Annotated in this window: 25 protein-coding genes; 8 read left to right on the top strand and 17 right to left on the bottom strand. The window is 62.3% G+C overall.

From position 1 onward, the window contains the following. Positions 1–238 precede the first annotated feature (238 nt). The 4 genes from msrQ to ilvC all read right to left on the bottom strand — a co-directional run bounded on the left by msrQ (position 239) and on the right by ilvC (position 3,954). Entirely contained in the window at positions 239–871 is a 633-nt protein-coding gene (gene msrQ / locus MnOB_RS05860; RefSeq protein WP_077522942.1) for a protein-methionine-sulfoxide reductase heme-binding subunit MsrQ, read from the bottom strand. After that, positions 871–1,875 (bottom strand): protein-methionine-sulfoxide reductase catalytic subunit MsrP, encoded by a 1,005-nt coding sequence (gene msrP / locus MnOB_RS05855; RefSeq protein ID WP_077522941.1) that lies wholly within the window; start codon positions 1,873–1,875, stop codon positions 871–873. Before msrP ends, msrQ begins: the two co-directional genes overlap by 1 nt. Positions 1,876–1,935: 60 nt before the next feature. After that, positions 1,936–2,751, bottom strand: a complete 816-nt coding sequence (gene pssA / locus MnOB_RS05850) for a CDP-diacylglycerol--serine O-phosphatidyltransferase (RefSeq protein ID WP_077522940.1) — start codon at positions 2,749–2,751, stop codon at positions 1,936–1,938. Positions 2,752–2,895: 144 nt separating this feature from the next. Continuing rightward, positions 2,896–3,954: a ketol-acid reductoisomerase gene (ilvC, locus tag MnOB_RS05845; RefSeq protein ID WP_265093677.1), complete on the bottom strand. Its 1,059-nt coding sequence runs from the start codon at positions 3,952–3,954 to the stop codon at positions 2,896–2,898. Positions 3,955–4,037: 83 nt separating this feature from the next. On the opposite strand from ilvC, the gene ilvY reads away from it, so the two are divergent. Then, complete coding sequence (gene ilvY, locus MnOB_RS05840; RefSeq protein WP_077522938.1) at positions 4,038–4,919, top strand: HTH-type transcriptional activator IlvY; 882 nt, start codon at positions 4,038–4,040, stop codon at positions 4,917–4,919. Between the two features lie 51 nt (positions 4,920–4,970). Here the strand turns inward: ilvY and ilvN are convergent, their stop codons facing one another. Further along, positions 4,971–5,462 (bottom strand): acetolactate synthase small subunit, encoded by a 492-nt coding sequence (gene ilvN, locus MnOB_RS05835; protein WP_028630051.1) that lies wholly within the window; start codon positions 5,460–5,462, stop codon positions 4,971–4,973. A 2-nt stretch (positions 5,463–5,464) separates the two neighbouring features. Beyond that, positions 5,465–7,189, bottom strand: a complete 1,725-nt coding sequence (locus tag MnOB_RS05830) for an acetolactate synthase 3 large subunit (protein WP_077522937.1) — start codon at positions 7,187–7,189, stop codon at positions 5,465–5,467. A gap of 409 nt (positions 7,190–7,598) precedes the next feature. On the opposite strand from MnOB_RS05830, the gene MnOB_RS05825 reads away from it, so the two are divergent. Beyond that, entirely contained in the window at positions 7,599–8,054 is a 456-nt protein-coding gene (locus MnOB_RS05825) for a DUF4124 domain-containing protein (protein WP_077522936.1), read from the top strand. 9 nt (positions 8,055–8,063) lie between these two features. On the opposite strand, the gene MnOB_RS05820 is transcribed toward MnOB_RS05825, so the two are convergent. From MnOB_RS05820 to mrcB, 3 genes are read right to left on the bottom strand one after another with little or no spacing between them, the layout of a single operon-like run. Further along, positions 8,064–8,393, bottom strand: a complete 330-nt coding sequence (locus MnOB_RS05820) for a YqcC family protein (RefSeq protein WP_077522935.1) — start codon at positions 8,391–8,393, stop codon at positions 8,064–8,066. Beyond that, positions 8,393–9,157, bottom strand: a complete 765-nt coding sequence (locus MnOB_RS05815) for a tetratricopeptide repeat protein (RefSeq protein WP_077522934.1) — start codon at positions 9,155–9,157, stop codon at positions 8,393–8,395. The genes MnOB_RS05820 and MnOB_RS05815 overlap by 1 nt, the downstream gene beginning before the upstream one ends. 16 nt (positions 9,158–9,173) lie before the next feature. Further along, positions 9,174–11,492: a penicillin-binding protein 1B gene (gene mrcB / locus MnOB_RS05810; protein WP_077522933.1), complete on the bottom strand. Its 2,319-nt coding sequence runs from the start codon at positions 11,490–11,492 to the stop codon at positions 9,174–9,176. Between the two features lie 115 nt (positions 11,493–11,607). Between mrcB and MnOB_RS05805 the strand changes: the two genes are divergently transcribed. The 3 genes from MnOB_RS05805 to MnOB_RS05795 all read left to right on the top strand — a co-directional run bounded on the left by MnOB_RS05805 (position 11,608) and on the right by MnOB_RS05795 (position 14,610). Then, complete coding sequence (locus tag MnOB_RS05805) at positions 11,608–13,167, top strand: bifunctional aminoglycoside phosphotransferase/ATP-binding protein (protein ID WP_077522931.1); 1,560 nt, start codon at positions 11,608–11,610, stop codon at positions 13,165–13,167. A 264-nt stretch (positions 13,168–13,431) separates the two neighbouring features. Continuing rightward, positions 13,432–13,704: a TfoX/Sxy family protein gene (locus MnOB_RS05800; RefSeq protein ID WP_077522929.1), complete on the top strand. Its 273-nt coding sequence runs from the start codon at positions 13,432–13,434 to the stop codon at positions 13,702–13,704. 105 nt (positions 13,705–13,809) lie between these two features. Further along, positions 13,810–14,610 carry a cyclic nucleotide-binding domain-containing protein gene (locus tag MnOB_RS05795; RefSeq protein ID WP_077522927.1) on the top strand — a complete coding sequence of 267 codons (801 nt, stop codon included), beginning with the start codon at positions 13,810–13,812 and terminating at the stop codon, positions 14,608–14,610. Positions 14,611–14,863: 253 nt separating this feature from the next. On the opposite strand, the gene MnOB_RS05790 is transcribed toward MnOB_RS05795, so the two are convergent. From MnOB_RS05790 to MnOB_RS05765, 6 genes are all read right to left on the bottom strand, one after another. Then, the gene (locus tag MnOB_RS05790) at positions 14,864–15,748 is read right to left on the bottom strand and encodes a ChaN family lipoprotein (protein ID WP_077522926.1); all 885 of its coding nucleotides are present in this window, start codon (positions 15,746–15,748) and stop codon (positions 14,864–14,866) included. 15 nt (positions 15,749–15,763) lie between these two features. Next, positions 15,764–16,531 carry a heme ABC transporter ATP-binding protein gene (locus MnOB_RS05785; RefSeq protein WP_077522925.1) on the bottom strand — a complete coding sequence of 256 codons (768 nt, stop codon included), beginning with the start codon at positions 16,529–16,531 and terminating at the stop codon, positions 15,764–15,766. Continuing rightward, entirely contained in the window at positions 16,531–17,568 is a 1,038-nt protein-coding gene (locus MnOB_RS05780) for a FecCD family ABC transporter permease (protein ID WP_077522924.1), read from the bottom strand. The genes MnOB_RS05785 and MnOB_RS05780 overlap by 1 nt, the downstream gene beginning before the upstream one ends. Continuing rightward, entirely contained in the window at positions 17,565–18,464 is a 900-nt protein-coding gene (locus tag MnOB_RS05775; protein WP_077522923.1) for a heme/hemin ABC transporter substrate-binding protein, read from the bottom strand. The genes MnOB_RS05780 and MnOB_RS05775 overlap by 4 nt, the downstream gene beginning before the upstream one ends. 99 nt (positions 18,465–18,563) lie before the next feature. Continuing rightward, complete coding sequence (locus tag MnOB_RS05770; RefSeq protein ID WP_077522922.1) at positions 18,564–19,628, bottom strand: hemin-degrading factor; 1,065 nt, start codon at positions 19,626–19,628, stop codon at positions 18,564–18,566. A 17-nt stretch (positions 19,629–19,645) separates the two neighbouring features. Further along, positions 19,646–20,359, bottom strand: a complete 714-nt coding sequence (locus MnOB_RS05765; protein WP_077522921.1) for an energy transducer TonB — start codon at positions 20,357–20,359, stop codon at positions 19,646–19,648. A gap of 225 nt (positions 20,360–20,584) precedes the next feature. On the opposite strand from MnOB_RS05765, the gene MnOB_RS05760 reads away from it, so the two are divergent. Further along, positions 20,585–22,882, top strand: coding sequence for a TonB-dependent hemoglobin/transferrin/lactoferrin family receptor (locus tag MnOB_RS05760; protein ID WP_077522920.1), 2,298 nt, complete (start codon positions 20,585–20,587; stop codon positions 22,880–22,882). A gap of 79 nt (positions 22,883–22,961) precedes the next feature. Next, positions 22,962–23,285, top strand: a complete 324-nt coding sequence (locus MnOB_RS05755) for a Rieske (2Fe-2S) protein (RefSeq protein ID WP_077522919.1) — start codon at positions 22,962–22,964, stop codon at positions 23,283–23,285. A 3-nt stretch (positions 23,286–23,288) separates the two neighbouring features. Here the strand turns inward: MnOB_RS05755 and sfsA are convergent, their stop codons facing one another. After that, positions 23,289–23,996, bottom strand: a complete 708-nt coding sequence (sfsA, locus tag MnOB_RS05750; protein WP_077522918.1) for a DNA/RNA nuclease SfsA — start codon at positions 23,994–23,996, stop codon at positions 23,289–23,291. Beyond that, positions 23,993–25,168 carry a pyridoxal phosphate-dependent aminotransferase gene (locus tag MnOB_RS05745; protein WP_077522917.1) on the bottom strand — a complete coding sequence of 392 codons (1,176 nt, stop codon included), beginning with the start codon at positions 25,166–25,168 and terminating at the stop codon, positions 23,993–23,995. The genes sfsA and MnOB_RS05745 overlap by 4 nt, the downstream gene beginning before the upstream one ends. Positions 25,169–25,361: 193 nt before the next feature. On the opposite strand from MnOB_RS05745, the gene dksA reads away from it, so the two are divergent. Further along, positions 25,362–25,805, top strand: a complete 444-nt coding sequence (dksA, locus tag MnOB_RS05740; protein WP_077522916.1) for an RNA polymerase-binding protein DksA — start codon at positions 25,362–25,364, stop codon at positions 25,803–25,805. The last annotated feature ends 6 nt before the right edge of the window (positions 25,806–25,811 follow it).

Below are 25,811 nucleotides of genomic sequence, written 5' to 3'. Positions count from 1 at the left end.
TCTACTCAACCGCTTGCGCTTCCGATCCGATTCACTCTTCTCGTCAGCGGGAGGCGCATTCTACAGCGTTCAAACTCGCTGTCAACACCTCCTGTTCAGCCTCATTCGCCAGCGGCGAACCTTACGAAGCGGAACCTTCCGACGCGCTCTCCAAACATTCAACTCGTTGATTTTCAAGGAGTTTTGCTTGGCGACTGCACCGGAAGTGGGGCGCATTATAGGGGTGCAAAATCTCCCGTCAACACTTAATTGAAACCTTTTTGTCATTTCGCCTGAAAGTTGCAAATACCCTGGGCAGCCAGCGCTCTACCAGTGGGAGCCTCAGCAACATCAATGCAGCGCCGACAAGCGCGTAGCCAGCCCACTCGGCCATATCGGCACGGACAACCCAAAGCATATGTAGCAATGCTATGGCCAGGATGGCGTAAACCAGCCTGTGCAATTGCTTCCAACGCTTGCCCAGCCGACGGATGCTGAAGCGATTGGAAGTCACAGCGAGCGCCAGTAAACCACTGAACCCCAGGGCACCCACGAATATATAGGGGCGCTTGCCCAGATCGACCAAGAGCTGCTGCATGTCCAGGCCAAGCAGGAAGACGGCGTAGCCGGTGATATGCAGTACCACATAGCTGAAGCACCAAAGCCCCAACTGGCGGCGAACTGCAATCCACCCTCCCCAACCGGTCAGCTTCTGCAGCGGCGTCATGGACAAGGTGATGAGCAGCAACCAGAGAGCTGCCAACCCCAGGCGGTCGACCAGCACCTTGCCCGGGTCAGGACCCAGCGCAAATATCCAGGCCTGATAAAGCCACAGCCCGACCGGAATCGGCGCTACCAGGAATACGAAAAATCGCCAAAGCCTGAATCTCATCAGTAGTACTTCCTCAGATCCAGCCCGGTATAGAGGCTGGCCACTTCGTCATAGCCGTTGAACATGCGAGTCGGCACGATATTCGGACTGAACAACCCACTCGGAAGTCTTCGCTCATGGGCCTGACTCCAGCGCGGATGGTCCACCTCAGGATTGACGTTGGAATAGAAGCCATATTCCTCTGGGGCGATGGATTGCCATGTTGTCGACGGTTGTTCGCTGACCAGACTGATTCGCACGATCGACTTGATACTCTTGAAGCCGTACTTCCAGGGCACCACCAATCGAAGCGGCGCACCGTTCTGATTTGGCAGGACGCGCCCATACATTCCCACGGCCAAAATGGTCAGCGGATGCATTGCCTCGTCCAGCCGCAATCCTTCCACATAGGGCCAGTCGATGAGGGAGAAGCCGGAGCGTACGCCGGCCATCTCATCAGGTGCGAGCCGGGTTTCGAAGCTGACGTACTTGGCATTACTGGTAGGTTCAACTCGCTTCAGCAAATCCGACAGGGGGAAGCCGAGCCATGGAATCACCATGGACCAGGCTTCCACGCACCGGAGCCGATAGATGCGCTCTTCAAGCCCATGAGGTTTCACGAGATCCTCTATCGAGTAAGTACCTGGCTTAGCCACTTCACCCTCTATATGCACCGTCCACGGCTCGAGCTGCATCTTCTCGGCGTAGCGCGCCGGATCCCCCTTGTTGGTTCCGAACTCGTAGAAGTTGTTGTAGTGGGTCGCATCCTGAAAGGGCGTGATCGATTCGCCACCCGGTGTAACCGCCTGCCAATGGGTACCCGCCAGCTTTTCGTTGAACCAGGCCGGACCTTGGACTGACTCGACATCGGGGTAGGTCGACGCGGCCTGGGAATGGCCGGGCAATGCAACCATTGCGGCAAGTCCGCCGGCAGCAGCCATCAACTGGCGTCGGGAGAGGTAGACGGATTCAGGTGTGATTTCGTGCTCGCGGCACGCGGAGGAAGGTGGGATCTGGATCAGCATGGCGGCTCCGCAATTCGGGCTGGGATGCCCAATGGACTGCGGAGCCGCGAAGAAATTACATCACTCGACTTGCTTGCGACGACGCAGCTGGAGCAAGTATTGCACCGGGCCAGACGCGGCGTAAGCCAGGAAGATCAGCAGGAGAATGCGCGGCGGGTCGCTGAAGACAACGGCAAAGGCCAGCACGACGACCAGGATGGCCACAAAGGGTACGCGACCTTTCAGGTCCAGGTCCTTGAAGCTGTAGAACTTGATGTTGCTCACCATCAGCATGCCTGCAAGGGCAACCAGCAGGGCCACGATGAACGACATGTTCGAACCCTTGATGCCGAAATCGCTGAACGCCCAGACTGTACCAGCCACCACCCCTGCTGCTGCCGGGCTTGCGAGACCGATGAAGAAACGCTTGTCCACCTTGCCGATCTGGGTATTGAAGCGAGCCAGACGCAGGGCGGCACCGGCAACGTAGATGAAGGCCACGGTGAGGCCGACACTACCCAGACCACTCAGCGCCCATTCGAACGCCAGCAACGCAGGAGCGACACCGAAAGCGACCATGTCCGACAACGAGTCGTACTCGGCACCAAAGGCGCTTTGGGTGTTGGTCAGGCGGGCAACCCGTCCATCGAGACTGTCCAGCACCATGGCAACGAAGATAGTGGCAGCTGCCACCGAGAAGTTGCCGCTCATGGCATTGATGATGGCATAGAAGCCGGCGAACAGGTTTGCGGTGGTAAACAGGTTGGGCAGCAGGTAAATACCGCGATGCCGGACTTTACGGCCCTCAGCGTCCTGACCTTCCTCGACATGCTCGTCGATGGGCAGCAGGCTGTCGTCTTCGGGGGCCTGATGCGGTTCTTCGGGGCGTTCACTCATGAACAACATCCTTGCAGCGAATTCGAGGTGTGGTAGGCGACCCGTTTGAACGCGCCGCCCGGCAAACAGGCTTTATACCAGAACAGTGCAGCCATAACGAAAGAACGCGGCCAAGGCCGCGTTCTTTGGGGATCGGAAAAGACCTTAGTTCTTGGTCTTGTCGACGATCTTGTTGGCGGAGATCCACGGCATCATCGCGCGCAGACGCTCGCCAACCTGCTCGATCGGGTGAGCAGCGTTGTTGCGGCGGTAGGCAGTCATCGAAGCGTAGTTCGAAGCACCTTCCTGGATGAACATCTTGGCGTATTCGCCGTCCTGGATGCGCTTCAGAGCATTGCGCATGGCCTGACGGGATTCGGCGTTGATGACCTCCGGACCGGTTACGTACTCACCGTACTCGGCGTTGTTGGAGATCGAGTAGTTCATGTTGGCGATGCCGCCTTCGTACATCAGGTCGACGATCAGCTTCAGCTCGTGCAGGCACTCGAAGTAGGCCATTTCCGGCGCGTAGCCAGCTTCGACCAGGGTTTCGAAACCAGCTTTCACCAGCTCTACGCAGCCACCGCAGAGAACAGCCTGCTCACCGAACAGGTCGGTTTCGGTCTCGTCCTTGAAGGTGGTTTCGATGATGCCGGTACGACCACCGCCCACGCCGCAAGCGTAGGACAGGGCAACGTTCTTGGCGTTGCCGGAAGCGTCCTGGTAAATAGCTACCAGGTCAGGGATACCGCCGCCTTTCACGAACTCGGAGCGAACGGTGTGGCCCGGAGCTTTCGGCGCGATCATGATCACGTCGAGGTCAGCGCGAGGTACGACCTGGTTGTAGTGGATGGCGAAGCCGTGGGCGAAGGCCAGGGTGGCACCCTTCTTCAGGTTCGGCTCAACTTCTTCCTTGTACAGCTTGGACTGGAATTCGTCGGGGGTCAGGATCATGACCAGGTCAGCGGCGGCAACGGCTTCCGGCACGCTCTTGACGGTCAGGCCATGGGCCTCGGCCTTGGCAACGGTGGCAGAACCGGCGCGCAGGCCAACAGTCACGTCCACACCGGAATCTTTCAGGTTGCACGCGTGGGCGTGGCCCTGGGAACCGTAACCGATGATGGCAACTTTCTTGCCCTGGATGATGGAGAGGTCACAGTCTTTGTCGTAATAAACTTTCATGTTCCGGACTCTTTTATAGCGAAATGGATGGGGTGCATGCACCGCGACAAGGGCACATTAAGCGATCTGCTACATTGCGTAAAATGATATATTCGCAACGCAATGTGCCGATATTTGAAACGTCCATGGACAGCCACTCCCTCAAGCTTTTTCTTTCCCTGGCAGACAACCTGCACTTCGGCAAAACCAGCCGCGAGCAGCATGTCAGCCCCTCCGCGCTCAGTCGCAGCATCAAGCAACTCGAGGACGAACTCGGCGCACCACTGTTCGTGCGGGACAGTCGCTCGGTCCAGTTGACCCGCGAGGGGCAGCAGTTCCGTGAATACGCGAGTGAGGTCATGAGCGGCTGGCATGCCATCCGCCAACGACTCATGCAGAACCAATTGGACCTGCACGGCGAACTCTCCCTGTATTGCTCGGTGACCGCGAGCTACAGCTTTCTCTACGACATCCTGAGCAGCTTCCGCCAGGACTACCCCCGCATCGAAATGAAACTGCACACCGGTGACCCCGCAACGGCCGTCGAGCGGGTGCAACAAGGGTTGGAGGATCTTGCCATCGGTGCCCGACCCGACAACCTGCCAGCCGGCGTCGACTTCCAGTCGATTACCCGCTCGGAGCTGCGCTTCATCGGCCCACAGTCACCTCAATTGCTCACAGAAGAACAACGGAGACAGCCCACAGCGCAAAGCTGGAAGGACGTGCCGATGATTCTCTCGGAAGAAGGCCTGGCCCGAACCCGGACCGACCGCTGGCTGAAAAGCCACGGCATCAAGCCGCGCATCTATGCCCAGGTGAGCGGCAACGAGGCCATCGTCAGCATGGTGAGCCTGGGGTTCGGTATCGGCGTGGTTCCGCAGATCGTGCTCGACAACAGCCCACTGACCGCACGCATCCGCATCTACGATATCCAGCCGCCATTGGCCGCCTACGACATCGGCCTGTTCGCCCTGGAAAAACGCCTCAAGGACCCGCTGATCGCAGCCTTCTGGAATCGCCGCCAGTAAAATCCGGGCAATAAAAAACCCCGCACCAGGCGGGGTTTTTCACGACTGCGATCAGATAGTCAGCACTTTGTCGCCACGGGAAATCCCGGTGACGCCACTGCGTACGGTTTCCAGGATCGAACTGGTACCGATTGCCTGGATGAAGCTGTCCAGCTTGTCACTGGTGCCCGCCAGCTGGATCGTATAGACGCTGGAAGTCACGTCGACGATCTGGCCGCGGAAGATGTCGGTGGTGCGCTTGACCTCGGCGCGCTGGGCACCAGTGGCCTTGACCTTGACCAACATCAGCTCGCGCTCGATGTGAGCGCTTTCCGACAGGTTTACCAGCTTGACCACTTCGATCAGCTTGTTGAGGTTCTTGGTGATCTGCTCGATCACCTCATCGTGGCCGATGGTAGTCAGGGTCAGACGCGACAGGGTCGGGTCCTCGGTCGGAGCAACCGTCAGGCTTTCGATGTTGTAGTTGCGCTGGGAGAAGAGGCCGACCACGCGGGACAGAGCGCCCGGCTCGTTCTCAAGCAGCAGGGAAATGATGTGTCGCATGTTCAGGTCCGCTCCGTCTTGCTCAGCCACATGTCGCGCATGGCGCCATCCCGAATCTGCATCGGGTAGACGTGCTCGCTGGAATCGACCTGGATATCGAGGAACACCAGGCGGTTCTTCAGCGAGAACGCTTCTTCCATCTTCGCCTTCAGATCCTTCGGATCGGTCACGCGAATGCCGACGTGGCCATAAGCCTCGGCCAGCTTGACGAAGTCAGGCAGCGATTCCATGTAGGAGTGCGAGTAACGGCTGTTGTACTGCATGTCCTGCCATTGGCGGACCATGCCGAGCGCACCGTTGTTGAGGTTGATGATCTTCACCGGCAGGTCGTACTGCAGGCAGGTGGACAGCTCCTGGATGTTCATCTGGATACTGCCCTCACCGGTCACGCAGGCGACGTCGGTTTCCGGGAAGTTCAGCTTGATGCCCATGGCTGCGGGGAAACCGAAGCCCATGGTGCCCAGGCCGCCGGAGTTGATCCAGCGATTGGGTTTGTTGAAGCGGTAGTACTGCGCCGCGAACATCTGGTGCTGACCTACGTCGGAGGTGACGTAGGCATCGCCCTTGGTCACTTCCCAGAGGGTCTCGATCACGCTCTGCGGCTTGATGATGCTGCCGTCGCCCTTGTCGTAGGGGAATAGATCACCGCCAGCGCGCCACTCATCGACCTGCTTCCACCAGGCAGCGACGGTTTCCTTGTTCGGGGTTTCGCCGATTTCCTTGAGGATGGCGACCATCTCGGACAGCACGCTGTCGACCGGCCCCACGATCGGGATATCGGCCTTGATGGTCTTGGAGATCGAAGCCGGGTCGATGTCGATATGGATGATCTTGGCGTTCGGGCAGAACTTGGCTGCGCCGTTGATGACGCGGTCATCGAAGCGCGCGCCGACGGCCAGGATCACATCGGAATGATGCATCGCCAGGTTGGCGGTATAGCTGCCGTGCATGCCGAGCATGCCGACGAACTGGTGATCACTGCCCGGGAAGGCGCCCAGGCCCATCAGGGTGTTGGTGACCGGCAGGTTGAGCATCTTGGCCAGCTCGGTGAGCTGCTCGGATGCGTTGCCCATGATCACGCCACCGCCTGCATAGAGGATCGGGCGCTTGGCTGCCAGCAGCATCTCGGCAGCCTTGCGGATCTGGCCGGAGTGGCCGCGAACGGCAGGGCTGTAGGAGCGCAGCTTGACCTTCTTCGGGTAGCTGTATTCGAACTTCTGGGTCGGATCGCCCATGTCCTTCGGAATGTCGACGACCACAGGCCCCGGACGGCCGGATTGCGCGATGTAGAAGGCCTTCTTGATCACCTCTGGGATTTCCGAGGGATGCTTGATGATGAAGCTGTGCTTCACGATCGGGCGGGAGATACCGACCATGTCGGTTTCCTGGAAGGCATCGGTGCCGACCATGTTGCTTGGCACCTGGCCAGACAGGATCACCATCGGGATGGAGTCCATGTAGGCGGTGGCGATGCCGGTGACGGCGTTGGTCGCACCCGGGCCGGACGTCACCAGCACAACACCGGGTTTGCCGGTGGCGCGGGCGTAGCCGTCAGCCATATGGGTAGCAGCCTGTTCATGACGGACCAGGATATGGGTCACTTCATTTTCTTTGAACAGGGCATCGTAGATGTGCAGGAGGGCACCACCCGGGTACCCATAGATGTACTTAACGCCTTCGTCACGCAGCGAGCGGACGACCATTTCAGCGCCAGATAAAAGCTCCACGTTTTTCACCTCTAGAACGCCAGATAACCGCCCGCGACCGGACAGCCTGATTAGGTTTGCCTGCAATCAGCGCGTGAGCGACTGGTGGTCGCCGACTACGTCAGCTACTGACTGAACAAGCATTGGGGCCGCCCCTGAGAGTTGTTGCGGGGCTTTCCCACCCAGCGCGAGGTAACGCGTTGCGGGTGTTACAGGTCGGCGCGGGTGTGCACCTCATCGACTACTACAGCTTCCGACTTGCGGCCGGCCCACTGGAATAGCGAACCCTGGATTCTTCGGATTACCGCACTACAAGTCAAGTAATCCGTTGCGGAATCTTGCATGGATTGCTGTGACGCGACGCAGGATCAAGGACAGTGGCTTTTGGTTATAGTTAGCGGAGGATTCTCCGCCACCAGAAGGAAACCGCATGCACCGCATGATTCTCGCCGGCAGCCTGCTGCTGGCACTGAGCTCGTCCGCCATAGCCGGCCAGGTCTATAAATGGGTCGACGCCCAGGGTGTCACCCACTTTGGCGCACAGCCGCCGGAAGGTCAGCCGGCCACCAGCGTGAACACCTCGGTGCCGAAACCGCGCCCCAGCCTGCCGAGCCTGGATAGCGAAACCACCCAGCCGGCACCTCTCCCCGAGCGCAAAACGGTGGGCGATCAGAAAGCCATCGATGAGAAGGTGAAGGCGGAAGTCGCGACCCAGGAAGCGGAGCGTCGCAAGTACTGCGACACCATCCGCACCAACCTGGCGCAACTGCAGAACAACCCGCGTCTGCGTGCGGAGGTCAACGGGGAAGTTCAGCGGCTGACCGAGGAAGAACGCCAGTCCCGCATCAAGGAAGCCGAGAAGGCGATCGGCGACAACTGCAACTGAGGCGCTGCCTCAGTTCGCCCCACCTATCAACCGATCGAACGCCCCGATGGCGTCGAGCAGCTTGGCCACTTCGACGAGCCGCCCCCGGTAAACCTCTTCCGCCATGGCGCGGATCCCCGACGCATGCGGCAGCTCCATGTCATTCTCGATAATAAGCTTCATGCGCGGCAGGAAGATCCACTGAAGCCATTGCTCAAACGCCAGGGTATCGACACAGAACGGAGTCTGGCTCGCCAGAGCCTCCGCGCTGGGTGGCGTTTCCTCCCACCAATCCAGGGCACGCAGCTCCCGCTCGATGAGCAGGAGCTGATCAGCCAGTTCGACGCAGCGCGGATCCATCAGAGATTGACCTTCGCCTTGTTACGCGCAAGCGCGGCACCGGACGGGTCGCCCTGGCGATCGCGGGAGCGTGCGATCAAGTCCCACAGACTAGCCTGCATGGCCGGACGACCATTGGCGTAGGTCAGCGCACGACGCGCGAATTGTTCGGCCTGGGCGGCATCGCCCTGGGCAAGGCGCACTTCGCCCAGCCGATAGAGTACTTGCGGCTCACGAGGCGCGATGCGTTGTGCACGTTCCAGGCTGGCAGCGGCGCCATTGAGATCGCCACCGCCTTGCTGCTGCTGGGCAGTCGTCAGCAGCGCCAGCACCGGACCGTCAAGCTGTTCGTCGGCCGCCAGACCGCCCGCGTTGCTGGGGATGCCGGTCGGAGCGCTGGGTGCCGGAGCACTGTAGCTGGGAACGCTGTAATTGCTGGAACCATAGTTGGGTGCGCTGGGCGCTGTGGCGACCGGACCACCTGTAATGGGACCGGGGGTAATCCCGCCGCTGGTGATACTCCCGCTGATAGGCGAACTGGATGCCGGTGCGGCGATGGGCGCGCCGGAACTGGCGCCCGGCACCATCACTACCACGCCGGAATCTTCGGGAATGCTGCGCGGCGCCGCGGGTGCCTGCTTGTAGCCCCCACGGTTGGAGGTTCCCTGCTCCAGTTCGGACAGGGGCGCGCCGGAGTCGACCACGGGAATGGCGCCTCGCTGCGGGGTAGAGCAACCGGCCAACAGGGCCGCTGCCGCAAGGGCGGGAATCCAGGCTTTACTCACGTTTCGTCCTCTCGGTTCATTGCATCCAACCGCGAACCCAGTCCATCACCGAGTCCACGGGTGCTCCCAGGCCGCATGGTGCGCCTGGTGCGGGTTCGCTGCCACGAATGTACGGCATCTGGACTGCGCCAGGGCAGCTCTGGTCAGAGCCCTGGCCGCTGTGCGGATCAATCCACGCCTGAGTCACGTTGTCCGGCATCGGCATATCCAGGGGCAGCGGATCGGCCTTGCGCATGAAGCTGGTCCACACCTGCAGCGCGCCTGTGGCGCCCGTCAGCGGCGTCTTGCCATTGTCGTCGCGCCCCAGCCAGACCACGGCCAGCAGATCCTGGCTGAAGCCCGCAAACCAGCTGTCACGCGAATCGTTCGTCGTGCCGGTCTTGCCCGCGAGGGTCAGGGACGATGGCAACTGACTGTACACCGAGCGCGCAGTACCTTCGCGCATCACACGTTGCATCGCGTTCTGCACAAGATAGATGGCGCCCGGGTCGAAGCGTTGCTGGATCTGGAAGGGGTAACGCTTGAGCGGTTCACCCTCGGCAGTCAACACGCTGCGAATCGCCCGCAATGGCGTATTGAAGCCACCGTTGGCCAGTGTTTGGTACATGGTCGCCACTTCCATCGGGCTCAACGCACCCGCACCGAGCAACATCGACGGATAAGCCGGCCACTCACGAGAAACACCAAGCCTCTCGAGGGTTTTGAGCACATTGGGCACGCCCAGTTCCAGACCCAGCTTGGCAGTCGACAAGTTGTAGGAATTGGCCAGCCCCTGATAGAGGTAGATAGTCCCGTGGGCACGGCGATCATAGTTCTGCGGACGCCATACCTGTCCGTCCTGCCCTTTCACCGAGAAGGGTTCGTCGGCTACCCAACTGGTCAGTGTGTACTGGCTCGGACGCTCCAGTGCGGTGAGGTAGATCGCCGGCTTGATCAGCGAGCCGATGGGGCGTACCGCATCCACGGCGCGGTTGAATCCGGCGAAGCGCGGTTGGCGGCTGCCAATCAGCGCCTGGATTTCACCCGTTTCCGGATTGCTCACGACCATGGCCGATTCCACCTGGTCCACGCCCTTGCGCCCTGCCAGGCGTTTCAAGGTCTCATCCAGCGAGGTTTCCGCCTTGGACTGCAGGATGGGATCGAAACTGGTGAAGATGCGCAGACCTTCTTCGGTCAGGTCCTCTTCGCGGTAATCCTGACGCAGCTGGCGTTTCACCAGATCGAGGAAGGCCGGATAAGAACTGTCCGCCAGGCTGCCGCGCTTGCTCACGCCCAGGGGCTTCGCTTTGGCTGCAGCAGCTTCGGCAGGCGTGATGACACTCTGCTCGGCAAGTAGATCAATCACCAGATTGCGGCGCTCCAGCGCTCGCTCCGGGAATCGACGGGGGTTGTAGTAGGAAGGCCCCTTGACCATTCCAACCAGCAACGCGATCTGGTCCACCTTCAGCTCAGCCAAGGGCTGACTGAAGAAATACTGGCTTGCTAGGCCGAAACCATGGATAGCGCGCTGGCCGTCCTGACCGAGGAACACCTCATTGAGGTAAGCCTCAAGGATTTCACGCTTGTCGTAATGCAGCTCCAGCAGCACCGCCATCATGGCCTCGGTGGCCTTGCGCGAAATGCTGCGCTCGCTGGTCAGGTAGAAGTTCTTCACCAGCTGCTGCGTCAGGGTGCTACCGCCCTGGCGCAGCTCACCCGCAGTGGCATTGATCCAGAAGGCACGAGCGATGGATTTGAGGGAAACACCGTGGTGATTGAAGAACTCGCGGTCCTCCGTCGCCACCAGGGTTTCCACCATATAGGCGGGTACCTGATCCAGCTTGATCAGCACACGGTCTTCATGATGGGCGGGATACAGCCCACCGATCAGCAGCGGCTCCAGGCGAGTCACCGCAAGGTCGGCACCACTTGCCTGGCTCAGGCCAGCCACATAGTCGCCGGAGAAACGCACACGCACCCGCTGCGCCGGCTCGGCACCTTCATAGAACTGGAAGCCACGGGTATTGAGGTCTACGGTACTGCCGGACACGGCGGCGGCGCCCGGGCCGTTGGACACGCTCTCGCGGCGGTAACCCAGGGCATCGAGCTCCTTCAGGAAATCGTCCTTGGACAGTTTCAGTCCGACGAACAGCTCCAGCGGGCGGGCGTAGACCTTCGCCGGCACTGTCCAGCGTTTGCCGGAGAATTTCTCCTGCACCACGGCGTCGAGATAGATGGCGAAACCGGCCAGCACCACAAGGCCTACCAGGCCCAGTTTGACAGCCCAGCCCAACCAGGGGCGAAGGCCGCTGGAACGGCGTTTAGAGCGGGATTTGGGGGATCGGGGACGAGTCATGGCGGCGCATTATACGCACTTTATCCACAGCCAACAGGCACGCCCTGACGGTTTGCAGGGCCGCCCGCAGAGGCGATAATGCCGCCCTTCCACAGCGACAGAACAAGGAATGCCCGTGAGCCAGTCCCTGATAGCCGCCCTGCAGAATCCCGCCCTCTACCCCCACTCGGTGGACGGGTTCCAGGTAATCGAGACGCACATCTCCTGGGTGCTGCTGACCGGAAGTTATGTCTACAAGGTGAAGAAGCCGGTGAACTTCGGTTTCCTCGACTTCACCGACCTCGAAGGCCGCCGGCACTTCTGCGAGGAAGAACTGCGCCTCAACCAGCGCCTGACCCGCGACCTCTATCTGGAAGTCCTGCCAATCACCGGCAGCGTCGAGGCCCCGCAGATCAACGGCGACGGTGCAGCCATCGAGTACGTGCTGAAGATGCGCCAGTTCCCTCAGGAAAACCTGCTCAGCGCATTGCAGGCTCGCGGCGAGCTGACCCCCGGCCACATCGACGCCCTGGCCGGACAGATCGCCAGCTTCCACCTGGCCGCACCGAAAGTGGCCCTCGAACACCCGCTGGGCACTGCCGATGCCGTGATGATGCCCGTCCGACAGAACTTCGAGCAGATTCGCCCGCTGCTCAGCGACAAGGCCGACCTGCAACAACTGGATGCACTCGAGGCCTGGGCCGAAAGCAGCCACGAGCGTCTCAAGCCCCTGCTCGTGCGACGCAAGCAAGAAGGCTTCATTCGCGAGTGTCACGGTGATATCCACCTCGGCAACGCCACGCTGATCGACGGCGAAGTCGTGCTCTTCGACTGCATCGAGTTCAACGAACCCTTCCGCTTCACCGACGTCTACGCCGACATCGCCTTCATCGCCATGGACTTGGAAGACCGCGGCCTCAAGTCCCTTTCCCGCCGTCTGGTCAGCCAGTATCTGGAGCACAGCGGCGACTACGAGGGACTGGAGCTGCTCAACTTCTACAAGGCCTACCGCGCGCTGGTTCGCGCCAAGATCGCCCTGTTCAGCCTGGCTCACCAGGACGACGCCGTGCAAAAGGCCGCCACCGTTCGCCAGTACCGCAACTATGCGGGCCTCGCGGAAAGCTACAGCGCCATCCCCTCGCCCTTCCTGGCCATCACCAGCGGCGTCTCCGCTTCAGGCAAAAGCCACGTCGCGCTGCGTCTGGTGGAATCCTTGGGCGCGGTTCGCCTGCGTTCGGACGTTGAGCGCAAGCGTCTGTTCGGCGAACAGCAGGCAGGTGCGCAAGGGCTGCAGGACGGCATCTATAACGCTGACGCGAGCAAGGCGACCTACGAGCGCCTCGAAGAACTGGCGCGCGTGATTCTGCATGCCGGCTTCCCGGTGGTGATGGACGCCACCTTCCTGAAACAGGACCAGCGCAAGGCTGCCCGCCAGGTTGCGGAAGAGACCGGCACACCGTTCCTGATCCTCGACTGCCACGCGCCGGAAGCGGTAATCGAAGGCTGGCTGGAGCAGCGCCGGGCCGATGGCAACGACCCGTCTGACGCCACCATGGAAGTGGTGCGCGCCCAACTGGCCAGCCGCGAACCGCTGGATGCCGTCGAGCAGACGCAAAGCAAACGGATCGACACTGATCAGCCCGCCAGCCTCGACGGCCTGGTAGAGCTCATCCGCCAGCACCTGCCGGGCGTCTGACCGCCCCCTCGCCGCGCCGGGCAACATCCGTCGCGGCTTCTATACTGCCGGCTGGGTCGCACTCAGCCGGTAGCCGGAACTTCCCCGCCGATTAGCCGTGCAGACAGTTGAAAACTGCGCCCGCCCTATCGTCAGCAGTGATCGTATTCCGTGCAGGGAGCGCACGAGGATTGAGCGATAGCACAAGGCCACGCCCCAAGAATGGCCGCTACACTTATCCATAGGCCCTGCTCCTCTCGTGCCATTCCATCGCAAGGAGGCTCGATGAACGACGAACTGCAACACATGAAGAATCTGGGCAAGACTTCAGCACAGTGGCTGCATGCCGTCGGCATCCACAGCGCCAACGACTTGCGCAGGCTAGGCGCTGTCGGTGCCTACAAAGCCGTTAGGGCACGAGGTTTCCGGGCGTCCAAGGTTCTGCTCTATGCCATCGAGGGTGCCCTGCTGGACATCCACTGGAACGACCTTCCGCCTGGGCACAAGGCAGAACTGAACCACCAGCTGGATACGCCAGTCGCCCACAACAAGAGCTAGCTCACAACCTCCACCAAGAGAGATTTACGAGCCGGCCCCAGGTCCCTATTGTTTCAGGGACCTTCGTGTGCGACGCCATTCCAGACAGTTCAAGGAATTACTGCCATGTACCTACTCGGGGAGCAACCGGCCTACGCCGACCAGCTGATCAACAGACTGCAGAGCATCCCCGGGCAGTTGCTCGATGGGCTGGAACCCAGCGGGACCGCACTGCGCCTGGAGCAGATCGAAGACCTGTCACCGCTGATGCCCGGCAACCAGCTGTTCCTGATCGAGAACGGTCTGATTCATGCCGTCGTCGACGAGCGCCCGCTTTTCTATCTCCAGGAGGGTGACCTGATCGGCCTTCGCCAGGGCATCGACCTGCCCTCCTGCCGCTACAGCAGCGACGAGCCCATCAGCCTACTGCCGTTCAGCCGCAGCGAAGTGTTCAAGCACATTTATGGCAACGAGAAGCGCCAGGAGCTGTTCATCCAGTACCTGGTGGGACATACCGCGCTGCTCTCAGATGCCGTGGCGCGCCTGAAGCAGCCGGACGTACGCCCATCCACCGGCTTCCAACACTTCTCCGCGGGCGAAGAGCTGATTCACCAGGGCGACGAAGCCGACCACGTCTTCATCATCATCGAAGGCCATGCGGAAGCCTTCGTCGATGGTCAAAAGGTGGGCGACGTGCAGAAGGATGAAATCTTCGGCGCCATGGCGGTGTTCACCCGCGAGCGCCGCAGCGCCACTGTGGTGGCCAGCGAGGCCTGCACCGTGATGGTGATTCCCAAGGAGCAGTTCCTCAGCCTGATGCAGAGCAATCCGCGGATCGCCCACAGCCTTATCGAGAGCATGGCGCGCCGCATCGACCTGCTGAACAAGGAGGTCACCCAGCTTCGACTCTCCCCCGAGCGAAACTGATCCAGACAAGAGAAACCCCGGCACAGGCCGGGGTTTCTGCTTCTGGAATCAGCGGATGAAGAAAAGTCGGAATCAGCGCTTGACTCGAAAATGATAATCGTTATTATTAACGCAACTGATCGCGAGATCAGCCGGTAAGCTGGGATTCCAAGCAGTCGGACTCTTCAGGTTATCTCCTCATCAGGCTAATCACGGTTTTCGACCCGGCAAATTGCCGGGTCTTTTTTTGCCCGCGATTTTCATCCGGCGCGCCTCAGCGCGCCGGTGCCATCTGCCTCTTCAGGTTGGCGCAGTGGTCGATCGGGGCAAGTGCCGTGGTGTACCAGACGTAGTCGGCGGCGCCCTGCTCCACCGACTTACCCACCTCAGACAGGATCAACACCGCATTGCCCTCGGCTTTGCCCAGGTCCGCCAGGTGCAGGGGCACGCCCAGATCGCGGCGCACGTGGAATGCGCCGGCGAATAGCATCGCCGGGGCCGGCGCCGCCAGAAGCCGTTCGGCCATGCGGCGGTCACGCTGTTGCTGCACCGCCAACATGGCTGGCATCTGCGATTCTGGGAGCATGCCGCAATGCGAATCGCGAATCTGCTCCAGCAACGGTTCACGCACGGACTCAGCAGTGGACAGCTTGCCGTGCAGAACCGGGCGCTCCTTATAGATGCGTTTGATCTCGCTGCGGTCGAGGTTGGCCGCGAGCAGCGGATAGGGCTGCGTCAGTGCATGACGGACGATCGGCCCGTACAACGCCCAGTCCCAGTTCTTCTGCCAGGCCAGCGCCTGGGGCAGGTCACTGGGCATCGGCCCGCGGCGCACGGCATCCACCTTGGCCTGCTGTTCGGGTTCGAGCATCTCCAGCAGCAGGCTGCCCTGCTCACGGCGACTCTCAAGGGCCTGCAGCAGCCAGAGCTGCAGGGCATGGTGATCCGGATTGTCATGCTGCTCGCCAACCAGTACGCGCGGCTGGGCAGCGAGCCGTTCGACCAGTTGCTCCGGCGTCAGTCGTTCCCCGGTGCGCAGGTCACGGATTTCACCCAGCTCCGGTCGATCACGCCCCTCGGGGCTCTGCCAGGCTGGCGGTGGTGGCAGGGTCTGGCAGGCAGCCAGCAGGCTGCAGAGGAAAAGCAGGAAAACACGCATGGGAAGTCCTTTGATTCAGCGAGCAACAATCAGGGGATGGCCCCGCTCCGGATGGCGCTGCACCAGCACCTCCAGGCCGAAGACGGCCTTGAGTGGTTCGGCCTGGAGCACCTGCTCCGGCGAGCCCAGCACATGCGGTCGACCATCGGCGAGCAACAGCAGGCGATCGCAGTAACGCGCGGCCAGATTCAGGTCATGGAGGATCACCAGCACCGCTACCCCGCGCTCGGCGAAGGTACGCACGGCCTGCAGGGTGATGTGCTGGTGCAAGGGATCGAGCGCCGAAGTGGGTTCGTCGAGCAACAGTATCTGCCCGGCATTCCCCGGCCAGAGTTGCGCCAGCACCCGGGCCAGGTGCACGCGCTGGCGCTCGCCCCCGGATAGCGCCACATAGCTGCGGCCGGCAAGATGGCTCGCATCCGCCGCCTCCAGCGCCTGCGCCACGACCTCGGCATCGCGTTCCCGTCCGGTGTCGTGAGGCATGCGCCCCATGGCCACGACCTCTTCGACGCGAAACGCGAAGCTCAGTGTGGAGCTTTGCGGCAACACCGCAAGGCGCCGTGCACGCTGCGGACCGTTCCACTCGGCCAGCGCACGGCCATCGAGGCTGACTTCCCCGCCTGCGGGCGACACCTCGCCGCACAAGGCCCCGAGCAGGGTGCTCTTGCCTGCGCCGTTGGGCCCGAGCACGCCCAGTACCTCGCCGGGTTGCAGTTCCAGATCGACGCCCGTCAGCACTTGCTTGCCGCCGCGCAGCACGTCCAGTTGTTCCACGCGCAGCATCAGCTACGACCTCGCACCAGCAGAAAAAGGAAGAACGGCGCGCCGATGAGCGCCGTGACGATGCCGATGGGCAACTCCGCCGGCGCCAGCACCAGGCGTGCGGCCAGATCCGCCAGCAGCATCAGGCTGGCCCCGGCCAAAGCCGAGGCGGGCAACAGGATTCGGTGATCAGGGCCGGAAACCAGGCGCACCAGGTGCGGCACCACCAGGCCGATGAAGCCGATCAGGCCGGCCGCCGCCACTGCGGCGCCCACTCCAAGGGCGGTGCAGAACACCAACTCGCGCTTCAGGCGTTCCACATCGAATCCCAGGTGACGGGCCTCTGATTCGCCCAGCAACATGGCGTTAAGTGCCTTGGCCCGACGTGGAAGCCAGACGATGACGAACAGGGTGACGATCAGCAGCGGCCATAGCCGCGAATAGCTGGCACCGTTGAGGCTGCCCATGTTCCAGAAGGTCAGGCTGCGCAGGGTGGCGTCGTCGGCCAGGTAGGTGAACAAGCCGATCACCGCACCGGCCAACGCTGTAAGGGCGATGCCCGCGAGCAGCATGGTGGCCACGCTGGTCTGGCCGTCGCGGCGCCCCAGGCGATAGACCAGCACCGTCACCCCCAGGCCTCCTGCAAAGGCGCAGATGGACAGCAGATAGGGCGCGAATGCGTCCGGTAATCCGCCCAGCGCGGCGCCTCCAACAATGGCGGCGGCACCGCCCAATGCGGCACCACTGGACACCCCAACCAGACCGGGGTCCGCCAGCGGGTTGCGGAACAGCCCCTGCATGGCGACGCCGGACAAGGCCAGCACCGCACCCACCGCCAACCCGAGCAGGGTACGCGGCAGACGAATCTGCCCAACGATCAGCTCGGCCTGCTCAAGACCCTGGGCGGAAAACGGCAGGCCCGCCATGCGCAGGGCTGCACGCAGGGTGTCACCCAGGGGCAAGCTGACCGGCCCCAGCGCCAGCGACAACCAGAGCGCCAGGAACAGCAGTACGCCCAACGCGATGAACAATGGACGGGAAGCGACAGACGCGGTCATGGCTGGCTCGGGCTTTTCTCGGTCAAGGCCGGAGCCGAAGGATAGAAGCCTGCGGAAAGCGCAGCCATACCATCAGGCAGGCGCGGACCCAGCCCTCCTACCAGCAGGGTCGGATCGAGGCTGAGCAGGCGACCCTCGCGGGCGGCTCGGGTCGCGGCCAGGGCCGGATTCTGCTTGAGCAGCGCCTCGCGAGCGGCATCGCCTTCCAGACGGCGATCGGCGATCACCACGACGTCCGGGTCCAGCGCGGCCAGAGCCTCATTGGAAATTGCCTTGTAACCCTGATGGTCAGTGAGATTCTGCCCACCGGCACGTTCGATCAGCCACGCGGCAGCCGTGTCCTTGCCACCCGCCATCGGCGTGCTTCCGGAATGCCCCAGCAGGAACAGAACCCGCGGCGCTTTCTGTACCTGCTTCGCCTGGGCAATCCAGTCAGCCTGTCTCTGCAGTCGTTGACGGTAATCGGCCAGGGCCTGGTCGGCACGGGCTTCGTCGCCCAGCAAGGTACCGATCAGCTTGAGGTTCTTTTCAAGGGTGACGAGGTCGGGCGTGGATGCCAGGCGCTCGATGCGCACTCCGGCGGCAGTGATCTGCGCCAGCACCGGCGGCGGCCCCATTTCCTCGGTACCGACCAGGACGTCGGGACGTAGCGAGAGAATCCCCTCCGCCGCCAGCTGCCGCTGGTAACCGATGCTGGGAAGGTTCTTCAGTGCCTCGGGATGCTGGCTGGTGGTATCCACGCCCACGAGCTTGGCCTGGCCACCCAGGACCACGACCCACTCGCTGACGGAACCACCGGCGCTGACCCAGCGCTGGGGCAACGCCTCGGCTGCAGCAGCCTGGTGAGAAAACAGGATGCCTGCGCAAAGGCTGGCCAGACCGACAACTAGACGCATCGAAAACAACTCCATCGCTGAATGCGGGAAACGCCAACGCCCTGTTTTCACAGGGCGTTGGCCTGGATCGGGGCGCGGCGCGCCCCTGGCTGCTCGACCTCAGAGCGCCGGCGCGGTTTCCGCCAGTGCTCGCCAATCCTCACGCTCAGGAATACCGGGTTTACGCGCGCCGAACAATTGCACGACCAACTGGCCTTCGGCATCGAAGGCCTCCCAGCTGGTGATGACGCCATCGGTGCTGGGCTTGCGCACGCGCCACAGCTCAGTCACGCCAGCAGTCTGCAGGTGCAGGTTGAATTCTGGATCGAGCACATTGAACCAGGTATCCAGCCACTTCAGGTTGCTGACGGTACCGCTGTGGATCTGGATGCAGTGACGGTTGCCTACGAACACCATGATCGGCACTTCACGGGCACCGGCTTCTTCCATCAGGCGCGGCAGCTCCGCGGTATCCAGTTGCTCGGCCCACTGGGTACCGGCCAGACGCAGTGCCTGGGTGCGCTCGGCGCCATGCTTTTTCAGCAGGGCGAAGAAGTGATGAGTGTCTTTCAGGGCGGCCCAGCCTTCACGCAGGGAGTCGACGTCGATCTCGGCATCGGGCTTGGCCTGGACCGGCTCGGGCTGCGGACGGAGGTCGAGCTCGTCGCTCTGCTCTTCAGCGCGGAAGCGCTCCACCAGCGGTTCCCACGCGGCCAGCTCGCTGTCGTCGGTGAGGAACACCTTGTGCACAGCGGTGCCCTGCTGGTCGAAGATCTGCACGCTGCGCTGGGTGCCACGCGGGGTTTCTTCGGCAACCGCGAAAATGCTGGCCCAGCCGCCCATGAACAGGCGCAGGTCGATATCGGCGGAGACCACCAGGCCCATCTGGCCGTTGGCCATGACCGAAACCTCACGGTAGTAGCCCTTGCGCTCGTGTACGCAATGCTCGTTACGGGTCAGCGCCATGATGTAGCCCAGCTCGCCCAGGGCAGGCAGCAGATTGGCCCAGTCGGGGCGCAGGCGCACGGTATCGACGCCAAGGCGGCTGGCGGTCAGTTCGGCCTCGCTCACGGACAGGCGCTGGGCGGCGTCGCGTGCGCGCAGGCGCGGCTGCTCGGAACGCAGTGTCTGCCACGCCTGGTAAAGCGGGGAAACCGGGCTGGTGGTCGAAGTTTGCAGGCTCATCTGAAGCTCCTTGTGATTCAGCGACTCGCCGAAAGGGCGAACTCAATGGGGATGTGCACGCGGCTAGGCACAGGCTGGCCGTTCTGGGTTTCGGGGCGGAAGCGCCACGCGGCGACCGCATCCATGGCGGATCTATCCAGGCTCTCTACGCCGGAGGAGCGCAGGAGCCGTATCTCTCGGAGCAGGCCTTTCTCATCAAGCCGTACCTCGACCAGGACAAGGCCCTGCTGATTACGACGCTTGGCCTGGGCCGGATAAATGGGGGGCTTGGGCGGCGTGAGGAACGACGGCTCACGACTGAAAACTTCAGTGACAACCGGTTTGGACGCTGCCGCAGGTGCGCTGGCGGCGGCTGCCTGCTCAAGACGACTCGGCGCCGCGCTAGCCGCAACGGTCTGCGCTTCGGTCGGCGCATCGGCTTTGGCTTTTGTGGACTCGGCCGGCACGACGGGCTTGGCAGGAGCCGGACGGGGCTTGCTCGCCACCACGGGCTTGGGCACCGGCCGCTGGACCTTCACCGGTTGAGCCGGCCTGGCCGGGAGCGCTGGCCGCATCGCCGGGGCGGGAACACTTACGGGGGCTGGCTCGGGTTCGGGGCTAACCAGCATGACCATCATCGGCGGGGACGACTGCAGCGACATGCCTGGCTCTTTCTGCAGGTCATGCAGGAACCAACCCGCAACGAGGTGCAGGACAAGGACAGACAGAAAGCAGGACAGGAAGCGCGGCATCGCAAGGGCCAATTTCTAAATACGAATGCATTTGATTATTATTTGCAATTATCTGTCAACGCCATTATGGTTCTGCGCCGATATCAACCTGCGATCACCAGTAAGACCTGACGAACGAGCTCCGAAAAAGGCGGAAAAATCGCTGGAACGGATGCCGCCACGCTGGACCGAACCGGCGTTTCCCAGTCAGGGAACTCGTACGCCTTGCTAATCAGGAGCCTTGCCATGCCGTTGCGTCCGCCCTTTGCCCGTCGATCCGGGCTTGCTCTGATGTTGCTCTGCCCTTCCCTCGTGCTGGCTGCCGAAAAGGCCGCTACCCAGTTCGACACCATGACCGTGACGGCTACCCGCAGCGAGCAGCGCCTCGACGAGGTTCCCAGCACGGTGTCGGTGCAGACCGAGCGCGACATCGACCAGAAGAACGTGAACAACATTCGCGACCTGGTGCGCTACGAGCCGGGGGTTTCGGTGAGTGGTGCCGGTAGCCGCTTCGGCCTGTCCGGCTTCACCATTCGCGGCATCGGCGGCAACCGCGTGCTGACCCAGGTGGATGGCGTGTCCGTGCCGGACGCCTTCAACTTCGGCCCCTTCCTGAATGCCCAGCGCAATTACATCGACCCGGATATCGTCAAGCAGGTGGAAATCATCCGCGGCCCGGCCTCCTCGCTGTACGGCAGCGATGCCATCGGCGGTGCGGTGAGCTTCCTGACCAAGGATGCCGCCGACTATCTGGACGAAGGCGATGACGCCTACGCCCGTCTCAAGACCGGCTACAGCAGCGCCGACAACAGCTGGCTGCGCAGCGCCACCTTCGCCGGTCGCCAGGGCGTCGTGGATGGCGTACTTCACCTGGGCCGTCGCAGTGGCGACGAAGTCGAAACCTTCGGTGGCCGTGGCGGCACCGGCGCCGGCCGCGAGGAAGCCAACCCGCAGGACTTCACCACCGACAACCTGCTGGCCAAGATCGGCTGGAACTATGCGGGCAACGATCGCCTGCAATTGAGCTACGAGAGTTTCCATGATGACGTGGATACCCGCGTGCTCAGCGAAGCGTCGACCCTGACCTCCACTGCCCTCGGCGGCGGGATGTTCAGCAATTCCCTGATCGCGGCGAGCAATGCCACCGACAGCACCGACCGCGAGCGCATCAGCCTGGAACATCAGCTGGAGCTGGATACCGTCTTCGCCGATCAGTTGAAATGGCAGCTCAACCATCAGGACAGCAAGATTCGCCAGCAGACCGATCAGAGCCGCTACAGCTGGGTCGCCTTCAACCGCAACCCGGTACCGCCGGCGTCAGCCTTCGAACGCCTGCGTACCCGCGACTCGACCTACGAGGAAAAGCTTTGGTCGCTGAACAGCCAACTCGACAAGCATTTCGCTGTCGGCGCTACCCAGCACCACCTGATCTACGGCGTCGACCTCAAGCGTCTGGAAAGTAGCGACCTGCGCAAGGGCAACGAGGTTCGCGTCAGCACCGGCCAGCCCCTGCCGCCGGCCTTCGGCGCGGAAACCTTCCCGCTGAGCGACTTCCCCGATCCGGTCACCCATGAATACGCCCTGTTCGTCCAGGACAGCATCGAAATCGGCCGCTGGACCCTGCTGCCGGGCCTGCGCTACGACTACTACGAGCTCAAGCCCGACGTGACCGCGGAATACCTGAACAGCAATCCGGTGAACCGCAATCCTTCCGACTTCAGCGACAACCAGCTGTCGCCCAAGCTGGGTGTCACCTACCGCCTGGACGACTCGCACAGCCTTTATGGCCAGTACGCCGCCGGCTTCAAGGCGCCAGAGCCTGTGGATATCTTCGGTGAGTTCGTCAACGCCGGGATGGGCTACCAGACCATCGCCAACACCAGCCTGAAGCCGGAAACCAGCGACAGCTATGAAGTGGGCCTGCGCGGCAAGTACGACACCGGCAGCTTCGGCGTGGCGCTGTTCTACAACCGCTACGAGGACTTCATCGACCAGGTGACCATCCCCGACCCGACCGGCAACAACCTGCTCACCTTCCAGTCGCAGAACCTGAACAAGGTGACCATTCGTGGCGCCGAGGCGAAGGGTGAGTTGTTCCTCAATCAGTTCGGCCTGCCCACCGGCACCCGCCTGATCGGGTCCGTTGCCTATGCACGCGGCAAGAACGAGGAAACCGGCGAGCCGATCAACAGCATCGACCCGCTCAAGGCCGTCATCGGCCTGGGTTACGCCGAGCCGACCGGCAAGTTCGGCGGTGAGCTGGCCTGGACCCTGGTCAAGGGCAAGGACCGCATCGACCAGACGAACAACGCCAACCTGCGCATCACCGAGCAGTTCGCCACGCCTGGCTACGGGACCCTGGACCTGAACACCTGGTGGCAGGTCACCGATGCCTTCTCCGTCAACGCCGGCCTGTTCAACCTGACCGACAAGGAATACTGGCAGTGGGGCGACGTCCAGGGCCTGGACGCCAACAGCCGCAGCCTTGGCCGTTACACCCAACCGGGCCGCAACGCCTCGGTCAACCTGGTCTGGGAAATCTGACCCCTTTCAGCACACGGATGTGCCCCTCTTGGCAATCCACGGCAGCGCGCGATAATGCGCGCCTGCCGTGGAGAAGCCGATGATCCTGCTTTGCCGCCCCGATGAGCTGGCCGAAGGTCAGAGTCGGGGCTTTGTCGTTGATGGCCTGAAGATTCTGCTGGTGCGCCGGCACGGGCAGGTCCATGCCTATGAGAACCGCTGCCCCCACCGGGGCATTCCCCTGGAATGGACGCCGGACCAGTTTCTCGACCACAGCGGCAGCCTGATCCAATGCGCCGCCCATGGTGCGCTGTTCCTGATCGAATCCGGTGAATGCGTTACCGGCCCCTGTGTCGGTGAAGTGCTGGAGCCGGTCGGCATTGTCGAAGATGCCGAGGGCATCTGGCTGCTGGACGCAGCCTGAGGCTCAGATCCTCACATCAAGACGGCGACAGACGCGCACTTCCTCTGTCGTCAGCTCGACCCCATAAGCCAGCACTTCGACGCCGGCAGAAACGGCCTCACGCAAGGCCGCCGCATAAGCCGGATCGATTTCCTCAGCCGGGCGCACCGCGTCGATTCCCGACAGGTTCACGCAATACAACTGCACGGCCCACACGCCCTCGCGAGCCAGCGCGGCAAGCTCACGCAGATGTTTGCTGCCCCGCGTGGTGACCGCATCAGGAAATGCCGCGACCGGCGAGCCATCGAAGCCCAGCGTGACACTCTTCACCTCGATGAAGGCCGGACCATCAGCGAAGTCCAGGCGGAAGTCCGCGCGGCTGTTTTCCTGCCCATAGGCGACTTCACGCTTGAGGCTGGAGAATCCCGCCAGTTCGGGGATCAGGCCCGTCTTCAACGCTTCCTCCACCAAGGCATTGGCACGGGCGGTGTTGACGCAGGCCAGACGCCCCTGCGGCGTCTCGGCGATTTCCCAGGTACCGGGCAGTTTGCGCTTGGGATCGTTGGAGCGACTGAACCAGACCCGGCAGCCCTCGCTCATGCAATTCAACATCGAGCCGGTGTTGGGGCAGTGAATGGTCAACTGCTCCCCCGAAGCGGTCTCGATGTCCGCGAGGAAACGCTTGTAGCGCTTGAGCAGCCTGCCCTCTTCCAGGGCTGGGGCGAACTTCATTGGCCCGCCCAGGTCTTCAGGCCGCGCGCCAGGCGCTGCACCGCTTCTTCCAGACGCGGCAGGCTCTGCGTATAGGCGAAGCGCACATGGTGACCGGCCTGGTAGCGGCCGAAATCCAGGCCCGGCGTAAAGGCCAGATGCTCGGTTTCGATGAAATGCCGACAGAAGGCATAGGCATCGCCGCCAAAGGCGGAAATGTCCGCATACAGATAGAAGGCGCCCTCCGGCTCGACCGCGATTCGGAAGCCCAGGTCGCGAAGGGCCGGCATCAGGTAGTCGCGGCGGCGAGCGAACTCTTCGCGGCGCTGCTCGAAGATCTCCAGTGTCCGCGGCTGGAAGCAGGTCAGCGCGGCGTACTGGGCCATCGAAGGCGCACTGATATAGAGGTTCTGCGCCAGCTTCTCCAGTTCAGGCACGGCATCGGCGGGCGCTACCAACCAACCGAGACGCCAGCCGGTCATGCCGAAATACTTGGAAAAACTGTTCAGCACGAAAGCGTCGTCATCCACTTCCAGCACGCTGCTGGCGTCCATCCCGTAGGTCAGGCCGTGGTAGATCTCATCCACCACCAGATGGCCACCGCGAACTTTCAGGGTCTGCGACAACGCCGCCAGTTCATCGGCGTGCAACACCGTGCCCGTAGGATTGGCCGGCGAGGCGACCAGCGCCCCCACACTGTCGGAATCCCAGTGCCGTTCGACCAGCTGCGGGGTCAACTGATAGCGGGTTTCCGGCCCGACCGGCACCAGCTGCGCACCACCTTCCACAAGCCGCAGGAAGTGGCGGTTGCAGGGATAGCCGGGGTCGGCCAGCAGCCAGTGCTTGCCCGGGTCCACCAGGAGACTGCTGGCCAGCAGCAGCGCCCCGGAGCCTCCGGGGGTGATGAGAATGCGATCAGGGTCTATGTTCAACCGATAGCGTGATGCGTAGAAGCCGGCGATGGCTTCGCGCAGTTGCGGCAAGCCGCGAGCGGCAGTGTAACGGGTATGCCCGGCGGCCAAGGCTTCCTGTCCGGCCTGGATGATGGGCTCGGCGGTGGTGAAGTCCGGCTCGCCGATTTCCAGGTGGATCACATCATGACCCGCCGCCTGGAGTTCGTTGGCGCGAGCCAGCAGGGCCATGACATGGAAGGGTTCGATGGCGCGGCTGCGTGCACTGTAGGACTGGGCCATTGGCCTTCCTTTATTAAGGCAAAGAGAGGATTCTAACCAATGGTCCCTGGACGCTGCAGCATGTACGACGCCGGGGAGTGGCGTACCCGGATTTGATCTGGTAAGTTCGCCCGCTTGCAGCCGCAGGGCCGGCACCGCCGGCGATGGACCATAATCCTGCGCAATGGATTAAGAAAGTGAGAGGCGGCCATCCATGCCCACCAATGCAAAACAACAGAACAGCCAGTTGATTCGTGGCTTCGTGCCCTACCAAGAGACCAAGGGCGAGGAGTACATGAGCGACAGCATGCGTGCTCACTTCACCAACATCCTCAACAAGTGGAAGCTAGAGTTGATGGAAGAAGTGGATCGTACCGTGCACCACATGCAGGACGAAGCTGCCAACTTCCCCGATCCGGCCGACCGCGCTAGCCAGGAAGAAGAATTCAGCCTGGAACTGCGAGCCCGCGACCGTGAGCGCAAGCTGATCAAGAAGATCGACGAGACTCTCCAGCTGATCGAAGACAACGATTACGGCTGGTGCGACTCCTGCGGCGTCGAGATTGGCATTCGCCGTCTGGAAGCCCGCCCCACCGCCACCCTCTGCATCGACTGCAAGACCCTGGCGGAGATCAAGGAAAAGCAGCTCGGCTCCTGATGCCGA

This window comes from Metapseudomonas resinovorans (genome assembly GCF_002003485.1).
GTDB classification, from domain to species: Bacteria; Pseudomonadota; Gammaproteobacteria; order Pseudomonadales; family Pseudomonadaceae; genus Metapseudomonas; species Metapseudomonas resinovorans_D.
The sequence above is the reverse complement of the archived record's forward strand: the minus strand, read 5'-3'. Positions and strand labels throughout refer to the sequence as shown.

What these genes read in the sequence shown, in the direction of transcription:
- MnOB_RS05765 (WP_077522921.1), bottom strand. Translation starts at nt 20,359, where the DNA reads ATGCCGCGCTTCCTGTCCTGCTTTCTGTCTGTCCTTGTCCTGCACCTC.
- MnOB_RS05820 (WP_077522935.1), bottom strand. Translation starts at nt 8,393, where the DNA reads ATGGATCCGCGCTGCGTCGAACTGGCTGATCAGCTCCTGCTCATCGAG.
- MnOB_RS05755 (WP_077522919.1), top strand. Translation starts at nt 22,962, where the DNA reads ATGATCCTGCTTTGCCGCCCCGATGAGCTGGCCGAAGGTCAGAGTCGG.
- MnOB_RS05800 (WP_077522929.1), top strand. Translation starts at nt 13,432, where the DNA reads ATGAACGACGAACTGCAACACATGAAGAATCTGGGCAAGACTTCAGCA.
- MnOB_RS05825 (WP_077522936.1), top strand. Translation starts at nt 7,599, where the DNA reads ATGCACCGCATGATTCTCGCCGGCAGCCTGCTGCTGGCACTGAGCTCG.
- pssA (WP_077522940.1), bottom strand. Translation starts at nt 2,751, where the DNA reads ATGAGTGAACGCCCCGAAGAACCGCATCAGGCCCCCGAAGACGACAGC.
- MnOB_RS05790 (WP_077522926.1), bottom strand. Translation starts at nt 15,748, where the DNA reads ATGCGTGTTTTCCTGCTTTTCCTCTGCAGCCTGCTGGCTGCCTGCCAG.
- msrP (WP_077522941.1), bottom strand. Translation starts at nt 1,875, where the DNA reads ATGCTGATCCAGATCCCACCTTCCTCCGCGTGCCGCGAGCACGAAATC.
- MnOB_RS05785 (WP_077522925.1), bottom strand. Translation starts at nt 16,531, where the DNA reads ATGCTGCGCGTGGAACAACTGGACGTGCTGCGCGGCGGCAAGCAAGTG.
- dksA (WP_077522916.1), top strand. Translation starts at nt 25,362, where the DNA reads ATGCCCACCAATGCAAAACAACAGAACAGCCAGTTGATTCGTGGCTTC.
- MnOB_RS05760 (WP_077522920.1), top strand. Translation starts at nt 20,585, where the DNA reads ATGCCGTTGCGTCCGCCCTTTGCCCGTCGATCCGGGCTTGCTCTGATG.
- MnOB_RS05745 (WP_077522917.1), bottom strand. Translation starts at nt 25,168, where the DNA reads ATGGCCCAGTCCTACAGTGCACGCAGCCGCGCCATCGAACCCTTCCAT.
- MnOB_RS05780 (WP_077522924.1), bottom strand. Translation starts at nt 17,568, where the DNA reads ATGACCGCGTCTGTCGCTTCCCGTCCATTGTTCATCGCGTTGGGCGTA.
- MnOB_RS05795 (WP_077522927.1), top strand. Translation starts at nt 13,810, where the DNA reads ATGTACCTACTCGGGGAGCAACCGGCCTACGCCGACCAGCTGATCAAC.
- MnOB_RS05775 (WP_077522923.1), bottom strand. Translation starts at nt 18,464, where the DNA reads ATGCGTCTAGTTGTCGGTCTGGCCAGCCTTTGCGCAGGCATCCTGTTT.
- sfsA (WP_077522918.1), bottom strand. Translation starts at nt 23,996, where the DNA reads ATGAAGTTCGCCCCAGCCCTGGAAGAGGGCAGGCTGCTCAAGCGCTAC.
- msrQ (WP_077522942.1), bottom strand. Translation starts at nt 871, where the DNA reads ATGAGATTCAGGCTTTGGCGATTTTTCGTATTCCTGGTAGCGCCGATT.
- ilvN (WP_028630051.1), bottom strand. Translation starts at nt 5,462, where the DNA reads ATGCGACACATCATTTCCCTGCTGCTTGAGAACGAGCCGGGCGCTCTG.
- ilvY (WP_077522938.1), top strand. Translation starts at nt 4,038, where the DNA reads ATGGACAGCCACTCCCTCAAGCTTTTTCTTTCCCTGGCAGACAACCTG.
- mrcB (WP_077522933.1), bottom strand. Translation starts at nt 11,492, where the DNA reads ATGACTCGTCCCCGATCCCCCAAATCCCGCTCTAAACGCCGTTCCAGC.
- MnOB_RS05770 (WP_077522922.1), bottom strand. Translation starts at nt 19,628, where the DNA reads ATGAGCCTGCAAACTTCGACCACCAGCCCGGTTTCCCCGCTTTACCAG.